Source organism: Streptomyces vulcanius (genome assembly GCF_042653945.1).
In the GTDB taxonomy this organism is placed as follows: Bacteria; Actinomycetota; Actinomycetes; order Streptomycetales; family Streptomycetaceae; genus Streptomyces; species Streptomyces mangrovi.
Genome location: NZ_JBHSFK010000003.1, coordinates 407,241 through 421,314 on the forward strand (window position 1 = coordinate 407,241; position 14,074 = coordinate 421,314).

The window sequence follows — 14,074 nt, forward strand, 5'->3', positions numbered from 1 at the left end:
CGCCTGACGGAACTCCTCGCACCCGGCCGTTGGCCCGGCCGTGCTCGTCGGAGTCTGCGAGGAACGGAAAAAGCTCCGATTAGTCCAGCGCAAAGCCGAAGCTCCATACCCGTGCTTTCTCTGCGCTTTATCGGGTCCTCCGATACTCGGTCGCAGCCGAATCGAAGGGGTTGGAAATGACGGTGACGCGCGGACGCGTCGTTGAACTCGACGGCGTCAAACCCATCAAGTGGGCCGGTGAGACGGGGCGTTGGCTGCTCCGTGGCGAGGAGACCGGCGGCCTGTACTCCTTTTTCGAGGTGACTTCCCCGCCCGGCGGCGGACCGCCGCTGCACATTCACGAGGACGTCGACGAGTCCTTCTACGTCATCGAGGGCGAATACGAGATCGAGCTCGACGGCGAGAAGCACAAGGCTCCTCCCGGGACCCTGGTGTACGGGCCGCGCGGAGTCGGCCACGCCTTCGTGAACACGTGGGACAAGCCGAGCAAGATGCTGTGCATCGCCACTCCGGGCGGTGTCGAGTCCTGGTTCGAGGAACTCGGCGCGCTCATCGACGGTCAGGGACCGCCCGACTGGGACCGGATGCAGGCCCTCGCCACCCGCCACCGCATCGTCGGGTTCCGTCCCAAGGGCGGCCCCCTCGGCGGCCCGCCCGGCGGACGCCCCGGCCACGGCGGCCCGCCCGGCGCCCCCGGCGGTCCCGGCGGACGACCGGGCGCGGGGGCCTAGGTCATGGCGCAGAGCACGGCCACCGTCCTCGCGGAGACGGTGGCCGGTGTGTCGGTCATCCTGGTCGCGGGCTCCCTGCTCGTCCCGGTGCTGCGACGGCTGAGACAGCCGCCGGTGATCGCGGAGATCGTGGCGGGGATCATGCTGGGGCCCAGCCTGCTGGGACTGCTGCCCGGAGACCTGCCGACGCATCTGTTTCCCCAGGAAACACGCCTCGGACTCTCCTCCATCGCCCAGGTGGGCATCCTGCTCTTCATGTTCCTGATCGGCTGGGAGGCTGATCTGGGACAGATAAAGGCCCGGCGCACCACCGTTTTCAGCATCTCCCTGTCGGCCATGGCCCTGCCCTTCGGCACGGGCGTCGCCCTGGCGTACTGGCTCTACAACGACCACGCCACGGTGGGCGACCACGAGGTCGGGCGCACCGCCTTCGTCCTGTTCGTCGGCACCGCGATGGCCATCACGGCGTTCCCAGTGCTCGCCCGGATCATCCAGGAGCACCGCCTCCAGCACACCCGGGTGGGCATCCTCGCGCTGGCGAGCGCGGCGATGGACGACGTCGTGGCCTGGTGCATGCTCGCGGTCGTCTCGATGGTGGCGGTCTCCTCCGACGCCGGCCATCTGCTGAGCGTGGTGGGCGGCTCACTGCTGTACCTGGCGGCGCTCTTCGTCGTCGTACGCCCCCTGCTGCGGATGCTGGTCGAGCGCCTGACCCGCAACGACGTCGTCTCGCCACGGCTGCTGCCGGTGATCGCGGCCGGGGTGTTCGTCTCCGGCTACGCCACGCACGAGCTCGGCCTCGACGCGATCTTCGGCGCGTTCGTCTTCGGGCTGATCATGCCGCGCGGCTCGATGAAGGTCCTCAGGTCCCAGGTGAACGTGCCGTTCGAGCACATCACCACGCTGCTCATGCCCATCTTCTTCATCACCACCGGGCTCTCGGTCGACGTCACCGCGCTCGGTGGCACCGGTCTCCTCGAGCTGTTGGCCATCGTGGGCATCGCCTGCTTCGGAAAGATGGCGGGGGCGACCGGTGCGGCCCGGCTGTCGGGGATGAGCTGGCGCGAGTCCTCTGTCATCGGCCTGCTGATGAACACCCGGGGCCTCACCGAACTGATCATCCTCAATGCCGGGGTCAGCATGGGCGTCCTCGACAACCGCATGTTCACCATGATGGTGCTGATGGCGCTCATCACCACCGCCATGGCCGGCCCCCTCGTGCCCCGCCGGGCCTACGCGCGGGCGGACGACGAACTGCGGATCGACGACGCGGTCTTCGAGGAGGCCAGAGCCAAGTGACTCCCTATCCGTACAACAGTGCCCTCATCACCGGTGCGTCGAGCGGCCTCGGGGCCGAGTTCGCCGAGCAACTGGCCCGCTCGGGCGTCGCCCTGACGCTCGTGGCGCGCCGGGAGACCCGGCTGAAGCAGCTCGCGGCCCGGCTCGGTGAGAGTTACGACGTCACGGTCGACGTGCTCGCCCTGGACCTGGGCAACGAGGCGGACCTACAGGTCGCGGCGCAGCGGACGGGCGACCGGAACCGGCCGGTCGACCTGCTCGTCAACTGCGCCGGCTACGGGTCCTCGGGGTTCTTCGACGAGTTGTCGCTGGACCGCGAGGCCCATCAGCTCCGGGTCAACGTCCTGGCCCCGGTCACGCTCGCCCATGCCGCGCTGGGGCAGATGCGGGAGCGCCGGCACGGCGGGATCCTCAACGTCTCCTCCATCGTGTCGGGGCTGCCGATGCCCAAGTCGGCCGTCTACGGCGCCTCCAAGGCCTTCCTCACGGCATTCGGCGAAAGCGTCTTCATGGAGGCCCGCGCCGCCGGGGTGCATGTGACCACGGTACGGACCGGCCTGGTCCGCACCGAGTTCCACGAGGCGGCCGGCCTGGACACGGCCGGTCTGCCCAAGATGGCCTGGCTGGAGCCCGCGCAGGTCGTCGCTCCCTCGCTGCGGGCCGTCGCCAAGGGCCGGGCGTTCGTCACGCCCGGCGCCATGAACCGCTCGCAGCCGTTCTTCCTGGGGGCGCTGCCGCGTCCGGTGCTCCAGGCCATGGTCCGGCGCATGTACCGCGTCTGACCCGGTGGCCCCGGGCCTGCCTCAGCTTCCGGTCTCCCGTACGAGCCCTGTCTCCAACGAGCAGGGCTCGTTCGGCATGGTGTCGTCGCCGCTGAGGACGACGTCGTCCAGGTTCACCAGCCCGAGTTCATGGGCGAAGATGATCAGGCAGAGCCGGTTGCGCACGCCCAGCTTCCGCATCAGGCGCTGCACATGGGACCGCACCGTGTTGCTGCTGAGCCACAGCTTCTCGGCGATCTCGGTGTTGGTGCGGCCCGTTCCGACCAGGCTGAGGACTTCCATCTCGCGCCGGGACAGCGCGTCCAGGGCGCCCTTGGAGTCATGGCTGAGCGTCCACTCGAAGGCGAGCCCGCCGCTGCCGAGCCGTTCGTCCTCGAGTACCCGCTCGGACACCACGGTGCACCGCTGGGCCACCAGCATGGCGCAGTCGGCCATCTCACGGTCCGACGCGGAGCTCAGGATGATTCCGCGGGCGCCGAACCACATCACGCTGACGAGCTCCTCGAACGGCTCGTCCACCACCAGCATCATCGGCGGCTGGGCCACCACGGCACGGGCGGCGATCCGGCGGGTCACGCCGAACCCTTCCCGGTCGGTCACCACCACGACGACGTCGGCTCCCACGAGCCCGCCGCCGTGAGGCATCAGGGTGAAGCCGTCGATCCCGGCTAATCGGTCCTCCACGGCTCTTCGTTTGTCCTCGTTCGCTCCCATGACGACCACGGCCAACAACGGGTGTCCCCCTCTCACCGGCATGCGGCCGCGGGTGTGCAGCCGAGGCGGATGCCGGACCCGGATGTCGAGCTGTACCGTTCGAACTTTGGCACAAACGATCGATCGTGCGGGACGAAAAGGCGGAACGTCAGCCCATGCCCGCCGGCCGGCGGATGCCGGCCTTCTCCAGCCGGGGGATGACCTCCGAGGCGAAGTACTCCAGCTCGCCCAGGTAGTCCACGAAGGACAGCGCGAGGCCGCCCGCTCCGGCGCGGGCGAACGTCCCGATGGCTTCGGCGACCTCGTCCGGCGTCCCCACCAGCGGGAAGCCCCCGTGGCCTGCGGCGAACCGGGGCCGGAACATGGCGATCTGCTCCTCGGTGAACGACTGGGTGTTGATGCCCTGACCGCTCATCACGGTGTCCACGCCCGGCCAGTCGGCGTTGTCGTGCGCGTAGTGGCGCAGGAACTCGTCGGCCTCGCGCCGCGTCGGCCGGCACACCACGAAGGCGTTCGACAGCACTTCGACGCCGCGGCCGCCGTGCGCCCGGGCCGCGCGCTTCGCGTCCTCGACGAGGGTCGAGCCGCGCCGGGGATCGAAGGTCGCCGTCAGCAGGAAGTCCGCGTTGCGGGCGGCGAACTCACGTCCGGGCCCGGACACGGCGGCGTTGATGACGGGCAGCCCGCCGGCCGCGGGCCGCGGGCTGGTGTGCAGCCCGCGCATCCCGGGGAAGTACTCGCCGTCGTGGTCGAAGGGCTCCGCACTGCTCCACAGCGTGCGGACCACGTCCCACCACTCCTGGGCGTGGGCGTAGCGCTGGTCCGGGCTGCCGGGCAGGTCGAGGCCGAAGGCCTCGTACTCCGCCTGGTACCAGCCGGCCACGATGTTGAGCCCGGCCCGGCCGCCGCCGATCTGGTCGAGCGTCGCCAGTTGCTTGGCGGCGACGACGGGGGGAACCAGCGCGCTGTGGACGGTGGCGAAGACCGAGATACGACGGGTCACGGCCAGCAGCCCGCCGGCCCAGGTGATCGTCTCCAGCACGCTGTCGTGGAAGGTGGTGCCGGGCCAGCCGATCCAGCGGCCCACCGGGAGCAGGAAGTCGATGCCGAGCCGGTCGGCGAGCACGGCGAGCCGTACGTTGTCGGGCCAACTCCCCGACCAGCGCTCGGGGATGGTGGTGATGGCCAGTCCTGATGAGGCATTGGCCGCGAAGAGTCCCAGCTTGAATCCGTTGTCCGCGCGTATTCCGCTGTCCATGCCGCTTCCTCCGCGTGCGTCGGGTCCGGTTTACCCACGGGGCCCGGTCGTGCCACAGGGCGGGTGCGCGGGGCCGACGGAGTGATCCGTCGCCGGTCCCGCACACCCGCCCCGTGAGTTTCGACCTTGAACCACCGAGGACTCGAACACCGTCGCACAGTGGGATAAAGCCAGGCTCAAGAGCGGTGTGCCACCACGCTCGTGGTCGTTCGCCCCTCAGTTCGTCCAGGACCCCTTGGTCTGGTACGCCGGTGTCCACATGGTCTTCATGACCAGCCGCAGCGGCGCGGGCATGATGGAGTTCACCTTGTCGACGTTCTCGGGCGTCGCCTCGTCGAGCACCCACGGGAAGAATTCCGCCGCCCCCTTGAAGCCCAGGTTCGAGCGCTGGTCGGCGATGAAGGACTTCCACTCCTTCTCCGACAGCGCCTCCTGGACGTACGGCAGCCCCTCCTTCTCCTCGTGCTCCAGGTGGGACTCGAGCGAGTCGGCGAGCGCCGCCACGGCGCGGGCGAGCCGGTCGGACTGCGTGTCGGGGTCGGCCATCGCGGCCTCGGCCTCGGCGAGCAGCGGGTCGATCTGCTCGTGCTCGGCCTCCAGCTCACGCAGCGTGGAGAGGTGTTCGGCGCTGCTCGCGAGTCCCTTGGCCATCCGCGGCCACAGATCGCGGTCCTCGCCCTCGTGGTGGATGAGCAGCTGGGTCTTGAAGATCTCCCATCCGGTCTGCACCCGCTTGCGCTCCAGCGGATTGTCCAGCGACCGGCTCGCCGCGGCCTTCTGCAGACGGCGGATGTCACGCCGGAAGGCGTCGTGACTGACCAGCATGATCGTCAGATCGACATAGTCCTTGGCCATAACCGTTTCCCCTCTCGGCGGCCGACCGACGATCGGCGGGATCGACCGTCGAATTCGTTAGCAACCTCACTAAGTGTCTCCAAGGCGGACTGCGCTGTCAATCGGCAGTCGAGGCAGGCGGCGGGTGCGGGAGCCGGCCGCCTGCCGAACCATCGGAGGTCAGGCGGTCTTGCGGCCCACGACGGCGGTGACATGGGCGGGCAGCGAGAACACGTCCTCGATCTCGAGGCCGGCCTCCTCCATCCACCCGCGGCACTCGGACGGCGTGTACTCGTTGCCGGCCGGCGACTGGAGCATCATCGTGAGGCTGAGCAGCAGGTTGTCGGCGACCCTGCGCTCGTCGTCGATCATCGGGTCGTACACGATCACCGCACCGCCGACGGGAATCCGCGCGTACGCCTGGGCGATCAGGTTCTGTCGCGTCGCGACCGGGGTGTCGTGCAGCACGTTCCCGAAGATCACCACGTCGGCGCCCGGGATCTCGTTGACGTAGAAGTCGCCCCCGTGGAAGGCGATCCGGTCCAGCACGCCCCGTTCGTCGGCCAGCTCCTCCAGGAACGGCTTCATCACCGGGCGGTCGAAGACGCCTCCCCGCAGATGCGGGTGGGCGCGCAGCAGAGTGCCGGCGAGGTTGCCGCGCGCACCCCCGATGTCGACGAAGGACTGGTGGCGCGACCAGTCGTAGCGCCGGGCCAGCTCGGGGCCGATCGCGCCGTTGAGGCTGTCCATCGCCGACAGGAACTGCCGCAGCCGCTGGGGGTCGCGGAAGATCTGGGCGAAGGGCACCTTGTCCGCGTCCTGCCCATGGGCGTCCCCGGTGCGCAGCATGGTGGCGAGGCTCTCCCAGCCCGCTCCCATGAACTCCGTGGTCATGGTCAGGAAGCCGCCCACATAACCCTGCTGACCGGGTATCAGGTTGCGGTTGGCCGCGGGGCTGTTGCGGTAGACGCCGCCCTCGCCGCGCTCGAGGACGCCGAGAGCCGCCAGGGCGTCGAGGAAGTCGGTGGAGCCGCGCTCGTGCAGTCCCAGCCGGGAGGCGATGTTCCCGACCGTCCCGGGCTCCTTGCTCAGCTCCTCGAACAGGCCGAGCTCCAGGGCCGTCATGAGGAGTTTGCTGCGCATGAAGGACCATCCGACGAGCATGATGTCGAACGGATCGTCGATCGGTCCCGCCGTGCTCGCCGTAGGCACGGAGTTGTCTGCCGCAGTCATCACGTTGTCCTTTCGGTTACGGTTCAGGCCGTCCACATTCCGACGTTCTCCAGCGCCGCCCGGTCGGAGTCCAGAACGATCTGGTGGACCTGGCGGAGATCATCACCCGGCTCTATGCCGAGTTCGTCGATGAGGCACTTGCGAGTGCTGCGATAGACCTGGAGGGCCTCGCCGCTGCGCCCCGACAGAAAGAGGGCGATCATCAGAAGCGCGTGCAGGCGCTCGTTGAACGGATACTTGGCCACCAGCTCGCGCAGTTGCGCGATGGCTTCGCCGCGGAACCGGGCCATCCGTATCTCGAGCGAGATGCGCCCTTCCTCGACCGCCATCCAGGACTCCTCGATCCTGGAGGCGGCGCTGCGTAGCAGCATTCCCTCCCGGAGGCCGGCGAGCGGCGCACTGCGCCACTGTTTCGCGGCGGCCCGGTAATGATGGAGGGCGGTTTCCAGATCATTGCGGTCACGGGCCGTCCGGGCGAGTTCCCGATGCTGATCGAATTCGACGATGTCAAGCATTCCCTCGTCGATCGCCAGATAGTATCCGGGAGGCTCGCCGATCAGTGCAAGACGGCCTGACGAACTACTGCTGTGCAGCATCTTCCGTAATTGGGAGATGTACACGCGAAGCGCCTGCAGTGCGGTGCGGGGCGGCCCTTGGGGCCAGAGTTCGTCTATCAGGGAACCAATGGAAAGAACCGTGTGGTGATGGACCAGCAGGGCGGCTAGCAGGACACGCAGTTTATGCGCCTGCGGGGTCAGAATACGGTCCTCTTCGTACACTTGGAGCTGGCCCAGTAACTTGAAGCGGATCGTCACGTTTACCCCCGTCTGCGCGCTTATCCATACGGCGCCAGCTTGTGCATGGCGCCGGCGTAGAAGCCCAGCGGTGCGCCCGTGCGGCGGAGCAGGCCGATGTCGACCACCTTTCCGATCACGATGACGTGATCACCCCCGGGAACCTCCTGCGCCACCCTGCATGTGACATAGGCCAGCGAGTTGGTGAGCACCGGGCTGCCGCCCAGACCGGGCAGTGAGTTCACCTTGAGGAAGCGGTCTGCCCCGGAGGCGAACAGGGTCGAGATCTCCCTCTGTTCCTCCGACAGGATGTTGACCGTGAAGGACGCCCCCACGCCGAGCGCGGCACGGAAGGACGACCTGCTGTGGAGGCAGAAGAGAATGAGCGGCGGATCGAGCGAGAGTGAGGTGAACGAGTTGACGGTAACCCCGAACAGTTCCCCTGAATATTTGGCGGTAATGACCGCCACTCCCGTGGCGAACCGACCGAATATCTGGCGCAGTTCACGCTGGTCGATCACAGTTTTTTCGCCGTCGGCGATTTGGGCGGATTGCTTCCCCATCACTTTCTCCAAGGAGTGCGAAGGATGCATCAGTGCTTTCTCTCGGACGGCGGGTGAATTGCCGTCCAGTACCTCGCCCTTTTCTACTGAAACGGAAACCTACCATGCTGCCGCGGCGGGCGTATCAACCCGCGGGATGAAGATTCATGACCGGCGGTTGGTGAAGACGCCAATGCTTCGCGGCAGGAATCGGAATGGCGCATTCGGGTACGACGGAGGCCCAAGGCAGTTGCCTTGGGCCTCCGTCGTACCCGCCTATTGCCGCGTCAGATCATCGCGGTCCCGCCGTCCACCAGAAGATAGGCGCCCGCCAGGTACGACGACCGCTCGGAGGCCAGGAAAACGACCGACTCCGCCACATCCCGCGGCAGCCCGTTGCGCTTCACAGCGGTCCGTTCGGCATTCGCGGCCTTGACCTTTTCCGGCATGTTTTCGGCCAGGGCGCTCAGTATCAGGCCCGGCGCCACCATGTTCACCCGTACACCCGCCGGCCCCGCTTCCCTCGCCAGGGTCTTCACCGCGGCCTCCAGCGCCGACTTCGACATCGACAGGGAGGCGAACCCTTCCGGCGAACGCTTGGACAACGAGGCCCCGACGGCCACCACCGCGCCGCCACCGCCCCGCTCGATCATGGCCGGCACCAGTGCGTGCACCGGGTTGAGGAAGGCGCGCAGCTGCGCGTCCACCACGTGCAGAGCCGTCTCCGGAGGCGTCTTCAGCAGCGGCCCGGGCCGTGCCGTACGGCCGTCGACGCCCGCCGCGTTGGCGACGAGGATGTCGATCCCGCCGACCTCCTCCTTGGCCTGCGCGGCCATCCGGAGCACTTCCTCGTGGTCGGTGACGTCCGCCTGGAGGGCCACTGCCCGGCCGCCGGCCCGCGTGATGCCGGCGACCACCTCCAGCGCGCCGTCCTTGTTGGCCCGGTAGTTGACGACGACGGCCGCCCCCCGCTCGGCGAGAAGCCGCGCCGTCTCGGCACCGATCCCGCTGCTCGCCCCGGTGACCAGCGCGGCCTTCCCGGCGAATTCCCCACGCTCGCCTGCGTCCATCTGACACTCCTCGTGTGTTGTGTCTCGTGTGTTGTGGATCCCCTAATGTGCCGTTCCCGCCTGCAGACCACGTCGCAGCGGAAGCAGGAAGACCAGCAGGAACACCAGCACGTAGACCGCCACCTCGTAGAAGAGGCTGGTTCGCATGGAGTCCGAGAAGTGCTGCTGCTTGGTCTCGTTCAGCGTCGCGTTGACCAGCTTCACCACCGCGGGGCTCCCGCTCTGCCCGGCCTCGGTCTGCAGGGCTGTGCAGCTCTGCTGGAGCTTGCCCGGGTCGCTGGCCGAGGCCTGGTCGGCGAAGCAGGTGACCATGCCGCGTTCGAGACTCTCGGCGGTCTGGGTGGAGACCGCCAGCTGCCGCAACCCGTCGCGGAAGTGCGGCATGTCGTCCTGGGCGGCCGAGGTGGCGTTGCCGCTCAGGAGTCCGAAGAAGATGGCGCCGAGGACGGCGACGCCGACCGCGTTGCCCGCCTGGCCGACGGTGGCCTGCACACCGGCCGCGGAGCCCGCGCTCGGCCCGACGGCTTCGGCGAGCACCACGTCGTTGACCGTGGTCACGATCATGCCGAGGCCGATACCCACCACGATCCCGGCCGGGGTGAGCTTCCAGAAGGTCAGGTCGTTCGGGTACTGGTGCAGCGTGAACATCAGCGCGGCCATGCCGAGCCCCATGACCACGGCGCCGATCTGAAGCACGATCTTGCCCAGCTTGGGCAGCAGCGGGATGGCGATGCCGGAGGCCATGCCGGTGCCGAACGCGATGGGCAGGAAGGCGAGACCGGTGCGCAGGGCGGACCAGCCGTATCCCGCCTGCAACTCGACCGCGAGCACCAGGAAGAACGCCGAGACGCCCGCGAAGCACATGAACTGCACGATGAGGCCGACACCGAAGGAACCGCCCCGGAACAGGGCCAGGTCGATCACGGGCGAGCCGCCGCCGCGCTCCAGCGCCCGCTGGTGCCTCACGAACACAAAGAGGGTGGGCACCGAGAGGGCGAGCAGGGCCCAGATCCACCAGGCCCAACCGGCGTCCCGGCCCTGGATCAGCGGGAAGATCACCAGCGTCACCGCGGCCGTGCCGAGCGCGGCGCCCCGCAGGTCCAGCCCGGGCCGCTGCTCCGACTTCCACTCCGTGACCAGCATGTGCGCGCCGACCGCGGCGAGCAGGCCGATCGGAATGTTGATCAGGAAGATCGCCCGCCAGTCCGTCCCGAACAGGTCGAGCTCGATCAGCGCACCGCCGACCAGGGGACCCGCGATGCCCGCGAGCCCGGTGACCCCGCCCAGCGCGCCGAACGCCGCCGCCCGGTGTTTGCCGAGGAAGGTGACATGGATGATCGACACTACCTGGGGGAACATCAGTGCGGCGGCCAGGCCCTGCAGGAGCCGGAAGACCACGATCATCGTGCCGCTGGTCGCCACGCCGCACAGCAGCGAGGTGACGGCGAACGACAGCACGCCGTAGACGAAGATGCGGCGGCATCCGTAGATGTCGCCGAGCCGGCCGCCCGCCACGAGTCCGGTGGCGAAGGTCAGTTGGTAGCCCGCCAGGATCCACTGGATCTGGGCGTAGCTCGCGTCGAGCGAGGTCTGGATCTCCGGAGAGGCGACCGTCACGACGGTGACGTCGAGCAGTTCCATGAAGGCGGCCAGCAGGATGACCGCCAGTCCCAGCCACGCGCGCCTGGTCGGCGCCGGCGGCTCGGCTAACGAGTCGGGTGCGGGTGCGCCGGTACTGACATCGCTCACGAGGGGCTCCACTGGTTGCCGGATCGCCAATTACTTAGTATCCTAACGAATTAATTCGCCCATGGTCAACCGCTCGCGGCTGACCGGTCAACGCACCGGCGATACCCTTCTTGGTTGACAGGCAATGAGCGGAGGTATTGGTGCCGAGGCAGAAGCAACCCGCTGAGGCGAAGGCGACGGCGGAGGCGGAGGAGGAGACGGGGGGATCACCCGTCTGGCTGCGCCACAGCATCGCCCCGAAACTTCGGCTGGCCGCGAAGGGGAGCCGGGCGTTCTTCGAGGAGGAACTCAGCAAGTCCGGCGCCACCTTCGCGACCTGGACGATCCTCGCCACGCTGAAGCTGGAGGGTCCGATGATCCAGCGCAGCCTGGCTCAGTACCTCAGCATCGAGGGGCCGACCCTCTCCCGGCATCTCGAGACCATGGAACGCCGCGTGCTCGTCACCCGGACCCGCAGCGGCACCGACCGGCGGGCCGCGACCGTGGCGCTCACGCCGGAGGGCGAGAGCATGTACCAGGTCATAGAGAAGGTCGCGCTCAAGAGCCAGCAGCGGATGCTGGACGGTCTGGACGACAACGACATCGAGCAGCTCAGCCGGCTCCTGGAGCGAATCCTGCACAACGTCACGGAGTAACGAACACCACCGCTGCCCTCTACGCCGGCCGCCCCGGCAGCCCGGGCTCGACCGGTCACGGCAAGGCCCGGGCAACCGGCCCGACGGGCTCGCCCGGGCCTCGGCGTGTGCGGGGGCGGGCAGGTCTGTCGCGGTGTGGGCGGCGGGGCGCGAGCGCAGGGCTGTGCCGGCCTTGTTCCGGTGTGTGTGGTGACTCCACCCGGAGACGTACGACTCCCGGTCGCCGCGGTGACGTCCGGGTCTCCCGGGCCCCGCGAGCGTGGTCCGGCCTGTGCGCCGCCCCGGAACACGAGCGGACGTCCGGCGCGCTGTGCGGTCAGGACTGCGGGTCGGGCGTGGGAGACGGGTGGGGCTGGATGTCGCGGACGTGGATCTCTGCGGGCCGCGTCGGGTGGTGCGGGGCTGGGGGCGCGGGCGGTGGTGGGACAGCACGGAGTGGACATCCGCCCCTGGCGGCTTTCCCCTGGCGGCTTCCGTCCGGTGGCTTCCCCGTGGGCGGTCACCCGCTAGCGGCTGCGCGCTGGGCGGCTTTCCTCTGGCGGCTTTCCTCTGGCGGCTTCCGCCTGGGCGGTCACCTGCTAGTGGTCGCCCGCTCGCGGCTTCCCTGTGGGCGGTCACCTGCTAGCGGCTGCGCGCTGGGTGGCTTTCCTCTGGCGGCTTCCGCCTGGGCGGTCACCTGCTAGTGGTCGCCCGCTCGCGGCTTCCCTGTGGGCGGTCACCTGCTAGCGGCTGCGCGCTGGGCGGTTGCCCCCTGGCGGCTACCCCCTGGCGGTTGCCCACTGCGGTGGTCACCCGGTGGGCGCCGTGCCTGCCCTGCGGCCCTCTGCCCTGTCGCCGCCTCTCTTGTCACCCCCTGCCCTGTCGCCGCAGGCGCACACGTGGCGGCTCGTGGCGGGGGGAGTGGGGCCCCGGCCACGAGTCGCTGGTGGTGGTTGGTGATCAGGTGGTGCCGTTCGCGGGGGTCGACTGCCTGATCAGGCGCAGGGCGCTGGAGGGGCAGAGGTCGGCCGCCTCGCGGACGGCGTCGTGCTCGTCGTGGCCCGGCGCGTCGTCGAGCACGATGGCGACACCGTCGTCGTCCTGGTCGAACACGGCCGGTGCGGCCAGCACGCACTGGCCCGCCCCCACACACGCGTCGGCGAGCAGTTCGATACGCAGGCCCTCGTCCTGTTGTGTCGCCATTACCTGTCTCCCCAAGTGATCAGCAGTTCGTTGACGCCTTGCACGGTGCCCCCGTCACGGAGCTTGAGGTCGTCCACGTCGACGGCCAGCCGCAGACCGGGGATACGGTTGAACAGCGCCGGGAGGGCGATCTCCAGTTCCGCCCTGGCGAGGTTCTGGCCGAGGCACTGGTGCACGCCGTATCCGAAGGCGACGTGGTGCCTGTTGCCCCGGCCGATGTCGAAGCGATCCGGGTCAGGGAAGACACTCGGGTCGCGGTTGGCCAGCGAGTTCGCGACGATGACGCCCTCGCCCTCGCGGATGAGGTGCCCACCGGCCTCGAAGTCCCTGGCCGCGACCCGCGCCCCGGCGATGTCGGCGATGGACAGATAGCGCAGTAGCTCCTCGACGGCCGGGCCGATCAGAGCCTCGTCCTTGCGCAACAGGGCCAGCTGGTCCGGGTGTTGCAGCAGCGTGATGACACTGAGCGTGATCATGGACGCGGTGGTCTCGTGCCCGGCGATCAGCAGCATCAGCGCGTTCATGATGAGCTCGTGCTTGTACAGCTCCCCGCCGGCGACCTTGTCCCCGGCGAGCCTGCCGATCATGCCCGGCCCCGGCTCCTGGAGGTACTTCGAGATCATGTCGTCGAAGTAGACACTCAGCTCGCCCACCGACTGCAGCGCCTGCTCCGGGCTGTCCGCCTGGACCAGGTTCTGGCTGGCCTCCTGGAAGAAGGTGTGGTCCGCGTACGGCACGCCCAGGATCTCGCAGATCACCCGGGACGGCACCGGCAGGGAGAACGCGGGCACCAGGTCCAACGGCCCGCCGTGCTGCAGCATCTCGTCGATGTACTCGTCCACGAGGGCCTGGATCCTGGGGCGCAGCGCGGCGACGCTCTTCACCGAGAACTCCGCGAGCATCATGCGCCGGTGCCGGTTGTGCTCCGGCGGGTCCATCCCCACGAAGGACGGCGGCTGGTACTTGATGCCCTCCATTCGCTCGGAGACGATCGGGTACCCGTCGTCCTGGCGGTCGGCGGACAACCGTCCCGCGTCGGCGAGGAGTTCCCGGGCCGCCGCGTAGGCGCTGACGACCCAGGCCTCGGTGCCGTCGTAGAGCGTGGCCCGATGGACCTCACCCTTGCCGCGGAACTCGTCGTACCCGGCGGGCGGCTGGTAGGGACAGGTCCGGTCCTGCGGGAAGGGCGGTGCCTCTCGCGCGGTTTCCGTGGCCATGGTCTCGCTCATACGACCCCCTTGGATGAAGTCC

At 68.8% G+C, this 14,074-nt stretch carries 14 protein-coding genes; 4 read left to right on the forward strand and 10 right to left on the reverse strand.

Features of this window, described 5'->3' with window-relative positions; genetic code table 11:
* Positions 1 to 176: 176 nt before the first annotated feature.
* From ACFPIH_RS06615 to ACFPIH_RS06625, 3 genes are read left to right on the forward strand one after another with little or no spacing between them, the layout of a single operon-like run.
* Positions 177 to 731 (forward strand): cupin domain-containing protein, encoded by a 555-nt coding sequence (locus ACFPIH_RS06615; protein ID WP_381182175.1) that lies wholly within the window; start codon positions 177 to 179, stop codon positions 729 to 731.
* A gap of 3 nt (positions 732 to 734) precedes the next feature.
* Positions 735 to 2,030: a cation:proton antiporter domain-containing protein gene (locus ACFPIH_RS06620; RefSeq protein ID WP_381182177.1), complete on the forward strand. Its 1,296-nt coding sequence runs from the start codon at positions 735 to 737 to the stop codon at positions 2,028 to 2,030.
* A complete protein-coding gene (locus tag ACFPIH_RS06625; RefSeq protein ID WP_381182179.1) occupies positions 2,027 to 2,812 on the forward strand; it encodes an SDR family NAD(P)-dependent oxidoreductase in 786 nt (261 codons plus the stop codon). Before ACFPIH_RS06620 ends, ACFPIH_RS06625 begins: the two co-directional genes overlap by 4 nt.
* Positions 2,813 to 2,833: 21 nt before the next feature.
* Here ACFPIH_RS06625 and ACFPIH_RS06630 read toward each other — a convergent pair whose 3' ends face one another.
* From ACFPIH_RS06630 to ACFPIH_RS06665, 8 genes are all read right to left on the reverse strand, one after another.
* Positions 2,834 to 3,526 carry a LuxR C-terminal-related transcriptional regulator gene (locus tag ACFPIH_RS06630; protein ID WP_381182181.1) on the reverse strand — a complete coding sequence of 231 codons (693 nt, stop codon included), beginning with the start codon at positions 3,524 to 3,526 and terminating at the stop codon, positions 2,834 to 2,836.
* Positions 3,527 to 3,674: 148 nt separating this feature from the next.
* Positions 3,675 to 4,784, reverse strand: a complete 1,110-nt coding sequence (locus ACFPIH_RS06635; protein ID WP_381182183.1) for an LLM class flavin-dependent oxidoreductase — start codon at positions 4,782 to 4,784, stop codon at positions 3,675 to 3,677.
* A gap of 216 nt (positions 4,785 to 5,000) precedes the next feature.
* Entirely contained in the window at positions 5,001 to 5,639 is a 639-nt protein-coding gene (locus ACFPIH_RS06640) for a hemerythrin domain-containing protein (protein ID WP_381182185.1), read from the reverse strand.
* Between the two features lie 159 nt (positions 5,640 to 5,798).
* Entirely contained in the window at positions 5,799 to 6,851 is a 1,053-nt protein-coding gene (locus ACFPIH_RS06645) for a methyltransferase (RefSeq protein ID WP_381182187.1), read from the reverse strand.
* A gap of 23 nt (positions 6,852 to 6,874) precedes the next feature.
* A complete protein-coding gene (locus ACFPIH_RS06650; RefSeq protein ID WP_381182189.1) occupies positions 6,875 to 7,666 on the reverse strand; it encodes an AfsR/SARP family transcriptional regulator in 792 nt (263 codons plus the stop codon).
* A gap of 20 nt (positions 7,667 to 7,686) precedes the next feature.
* Positions 7,687 to 8,208 (reverse strand): flavin reductase family protein, encoded by a 522-nt coding sequence (locus ACFPIH_RS06655; RefSeq protein WP_381182191.1) that lies wholly within the window; start codon positions 8,206 to 8,208, stop codon positions 7,687 to 7,689.
* Positions 8,209 to 8,474: 266 nt separating this feature from the next.
* Positions 8,475 to 9,257 (reverse strand): SDR family NAD(P)-dependent oxidoreductase, encoded by a 783-nt coding sequence (locus ACFPIH_RS06660; RefSeq protein WP_381182193.1) that lies wholly within the window; start codon positions 9,255 to 9,257, stop codon positions 8,475 to 8,477.
* A gap of 42 nt (positions 9,258 to 9,299) precedes the next feature.
* The gene (locus tag ACFPIH_RS06665; RefSeq protein WP_381182196.1) at positions 9,300 to 11,006 is read right to left on the reverse strand and encodes an MFS transporter; all 1,707 of its coding nucleotides are present in this window, start codon (positions 11,004 to 11,006) and stop codon (positions 9,300 to 9,302) included.
* 140 nt (positions 11,007 to 11,146) lie between these two features.
* Between ACFPIH_RS06665 and ACFPIH_RS06670 the strand changes: the two genes are divergently transcribed.
* Positions 11,147 to 11,641, forward strand: coding sequence for a MarR family winged helix-turn-helix transcriptional regulator (locus tag ACFPIH_RS06670; protein ID WP_381182198.1), 495 nt, complete (start codon positions 11,147 to 11,149; stop codon positions 11,639 to 11,641).
* A 939-nt stretch (positions 11,642 to 12,580) separates the two neighbouring features.
* On the opposite strand, the gene ACFPIH_RS06675 is transcribed toward ACFPIH_RS06670, so the two are convergent.
* Together ACFPIH_RS06675 and ACFPIH_RS06680 are read right to left on the reverse strand one after the other, a co-directional pair.
* A complete protein-coding gene (locus tag ACFPIH_RS06675) occupies positions 12,581 to 12,823 on the reverse strand; it encodes a ferredoxin (RefSeq protein ID WP_381182200.1) in 243 nt (80 codons plus the stop codon).
* The gene (locus ACFPIH_RS06680; protein ID WP_381182202.1) at positions 12,823 to 14,052 is read right to left on the reverse strand and encodes a cytochrome P450; all 1,230 of its coding nucleotides are present in this window, start codon (positions 14,050 to 14,052) and stop codon (positions 12,823 to 12,825) included. The genes ACFPIH_RS06675 and ACFPIH_RS06680 overlap by 1 nt, the downstream gene beginning before the upstream one ends.
* Positions 14,053 to 14,074: the final 22 nt, after the last annotated feature.

Bases quoted from the DNA above. Each gene is read 5' to 3' on its own strand.
- ACFPIH_RS06640 (WP_381182185.1), bottom strand. From the start codon at position 5,639: ATGGCCAAGGACTATGTCGATCTGACGATCATGCTGGTCAGTCACGAC.
- ACFPIH_RS06660 (WP_381182193.1), bottom strand. From the start codon at position 9,257: ATGGACGCAGGCGAGCGTGGGGAATTCGCCGGGAAGGCCGCGCTGGTC.
- ACFPIH_RS06680 (WP_381182202.1), bottom strand. From the start codon at position 14,052: ATGAGCGAGACCATGGCCACGGAAACCGCGCGAGAGGCACCGCCCTTC.
- ACFPIH_RS06675 (WP_381182200.1), bottom strand. From the start codon at position 12,823: ATGGCGACACAACAGGACGAGGGCCTGCGTATCGAACTGCTCGCCGAC.
- ACFPIH_RS06655 (WP_381182191.1), bottom strand. From the start codon at position 8,208: ATGGGGAAGCAATCCGCCCAAATCGCCGACGGCGAAAAAACTGTGATC.
- ACFPIH_RS06620 (WP_381182177.1), top strand. From the start codon at position 735: ATGGCGCAGAGCACGGCCACCGTCCTCGCGGAGACGGTGGCCGGTGTG.
- ACFPIH_RS06630 (WP_381182181.1), bottom strand. From the start codon at position 3,526: ATGGGAGCGAACGAGGACAAACGAAGAGCCGTGGAGGACCGATTAGCC.
- ACFPIH_RS06615 (WP_381182175.1), top strand. From the start codon at position 177: ATGACGGTGACGCGCGGACGCGTCGTTGAACTCGACGGCGTCAAACCC.
- ACFPIH_RS06645 (WP_381182187.1), bottom strand. From the start codon at position 6,851: ATGACTGCGGCAGACAACTCCGTGCCTACGGCGAGCACGGCGGGACCG.
- ACFPIH_RS06635 (WP_381182183.1), bottom strand. From the start codon at position 4,784: ATGGACAGCGGAATACGCGCGGACAACGGATTCAAGCTGGGACTCTTC.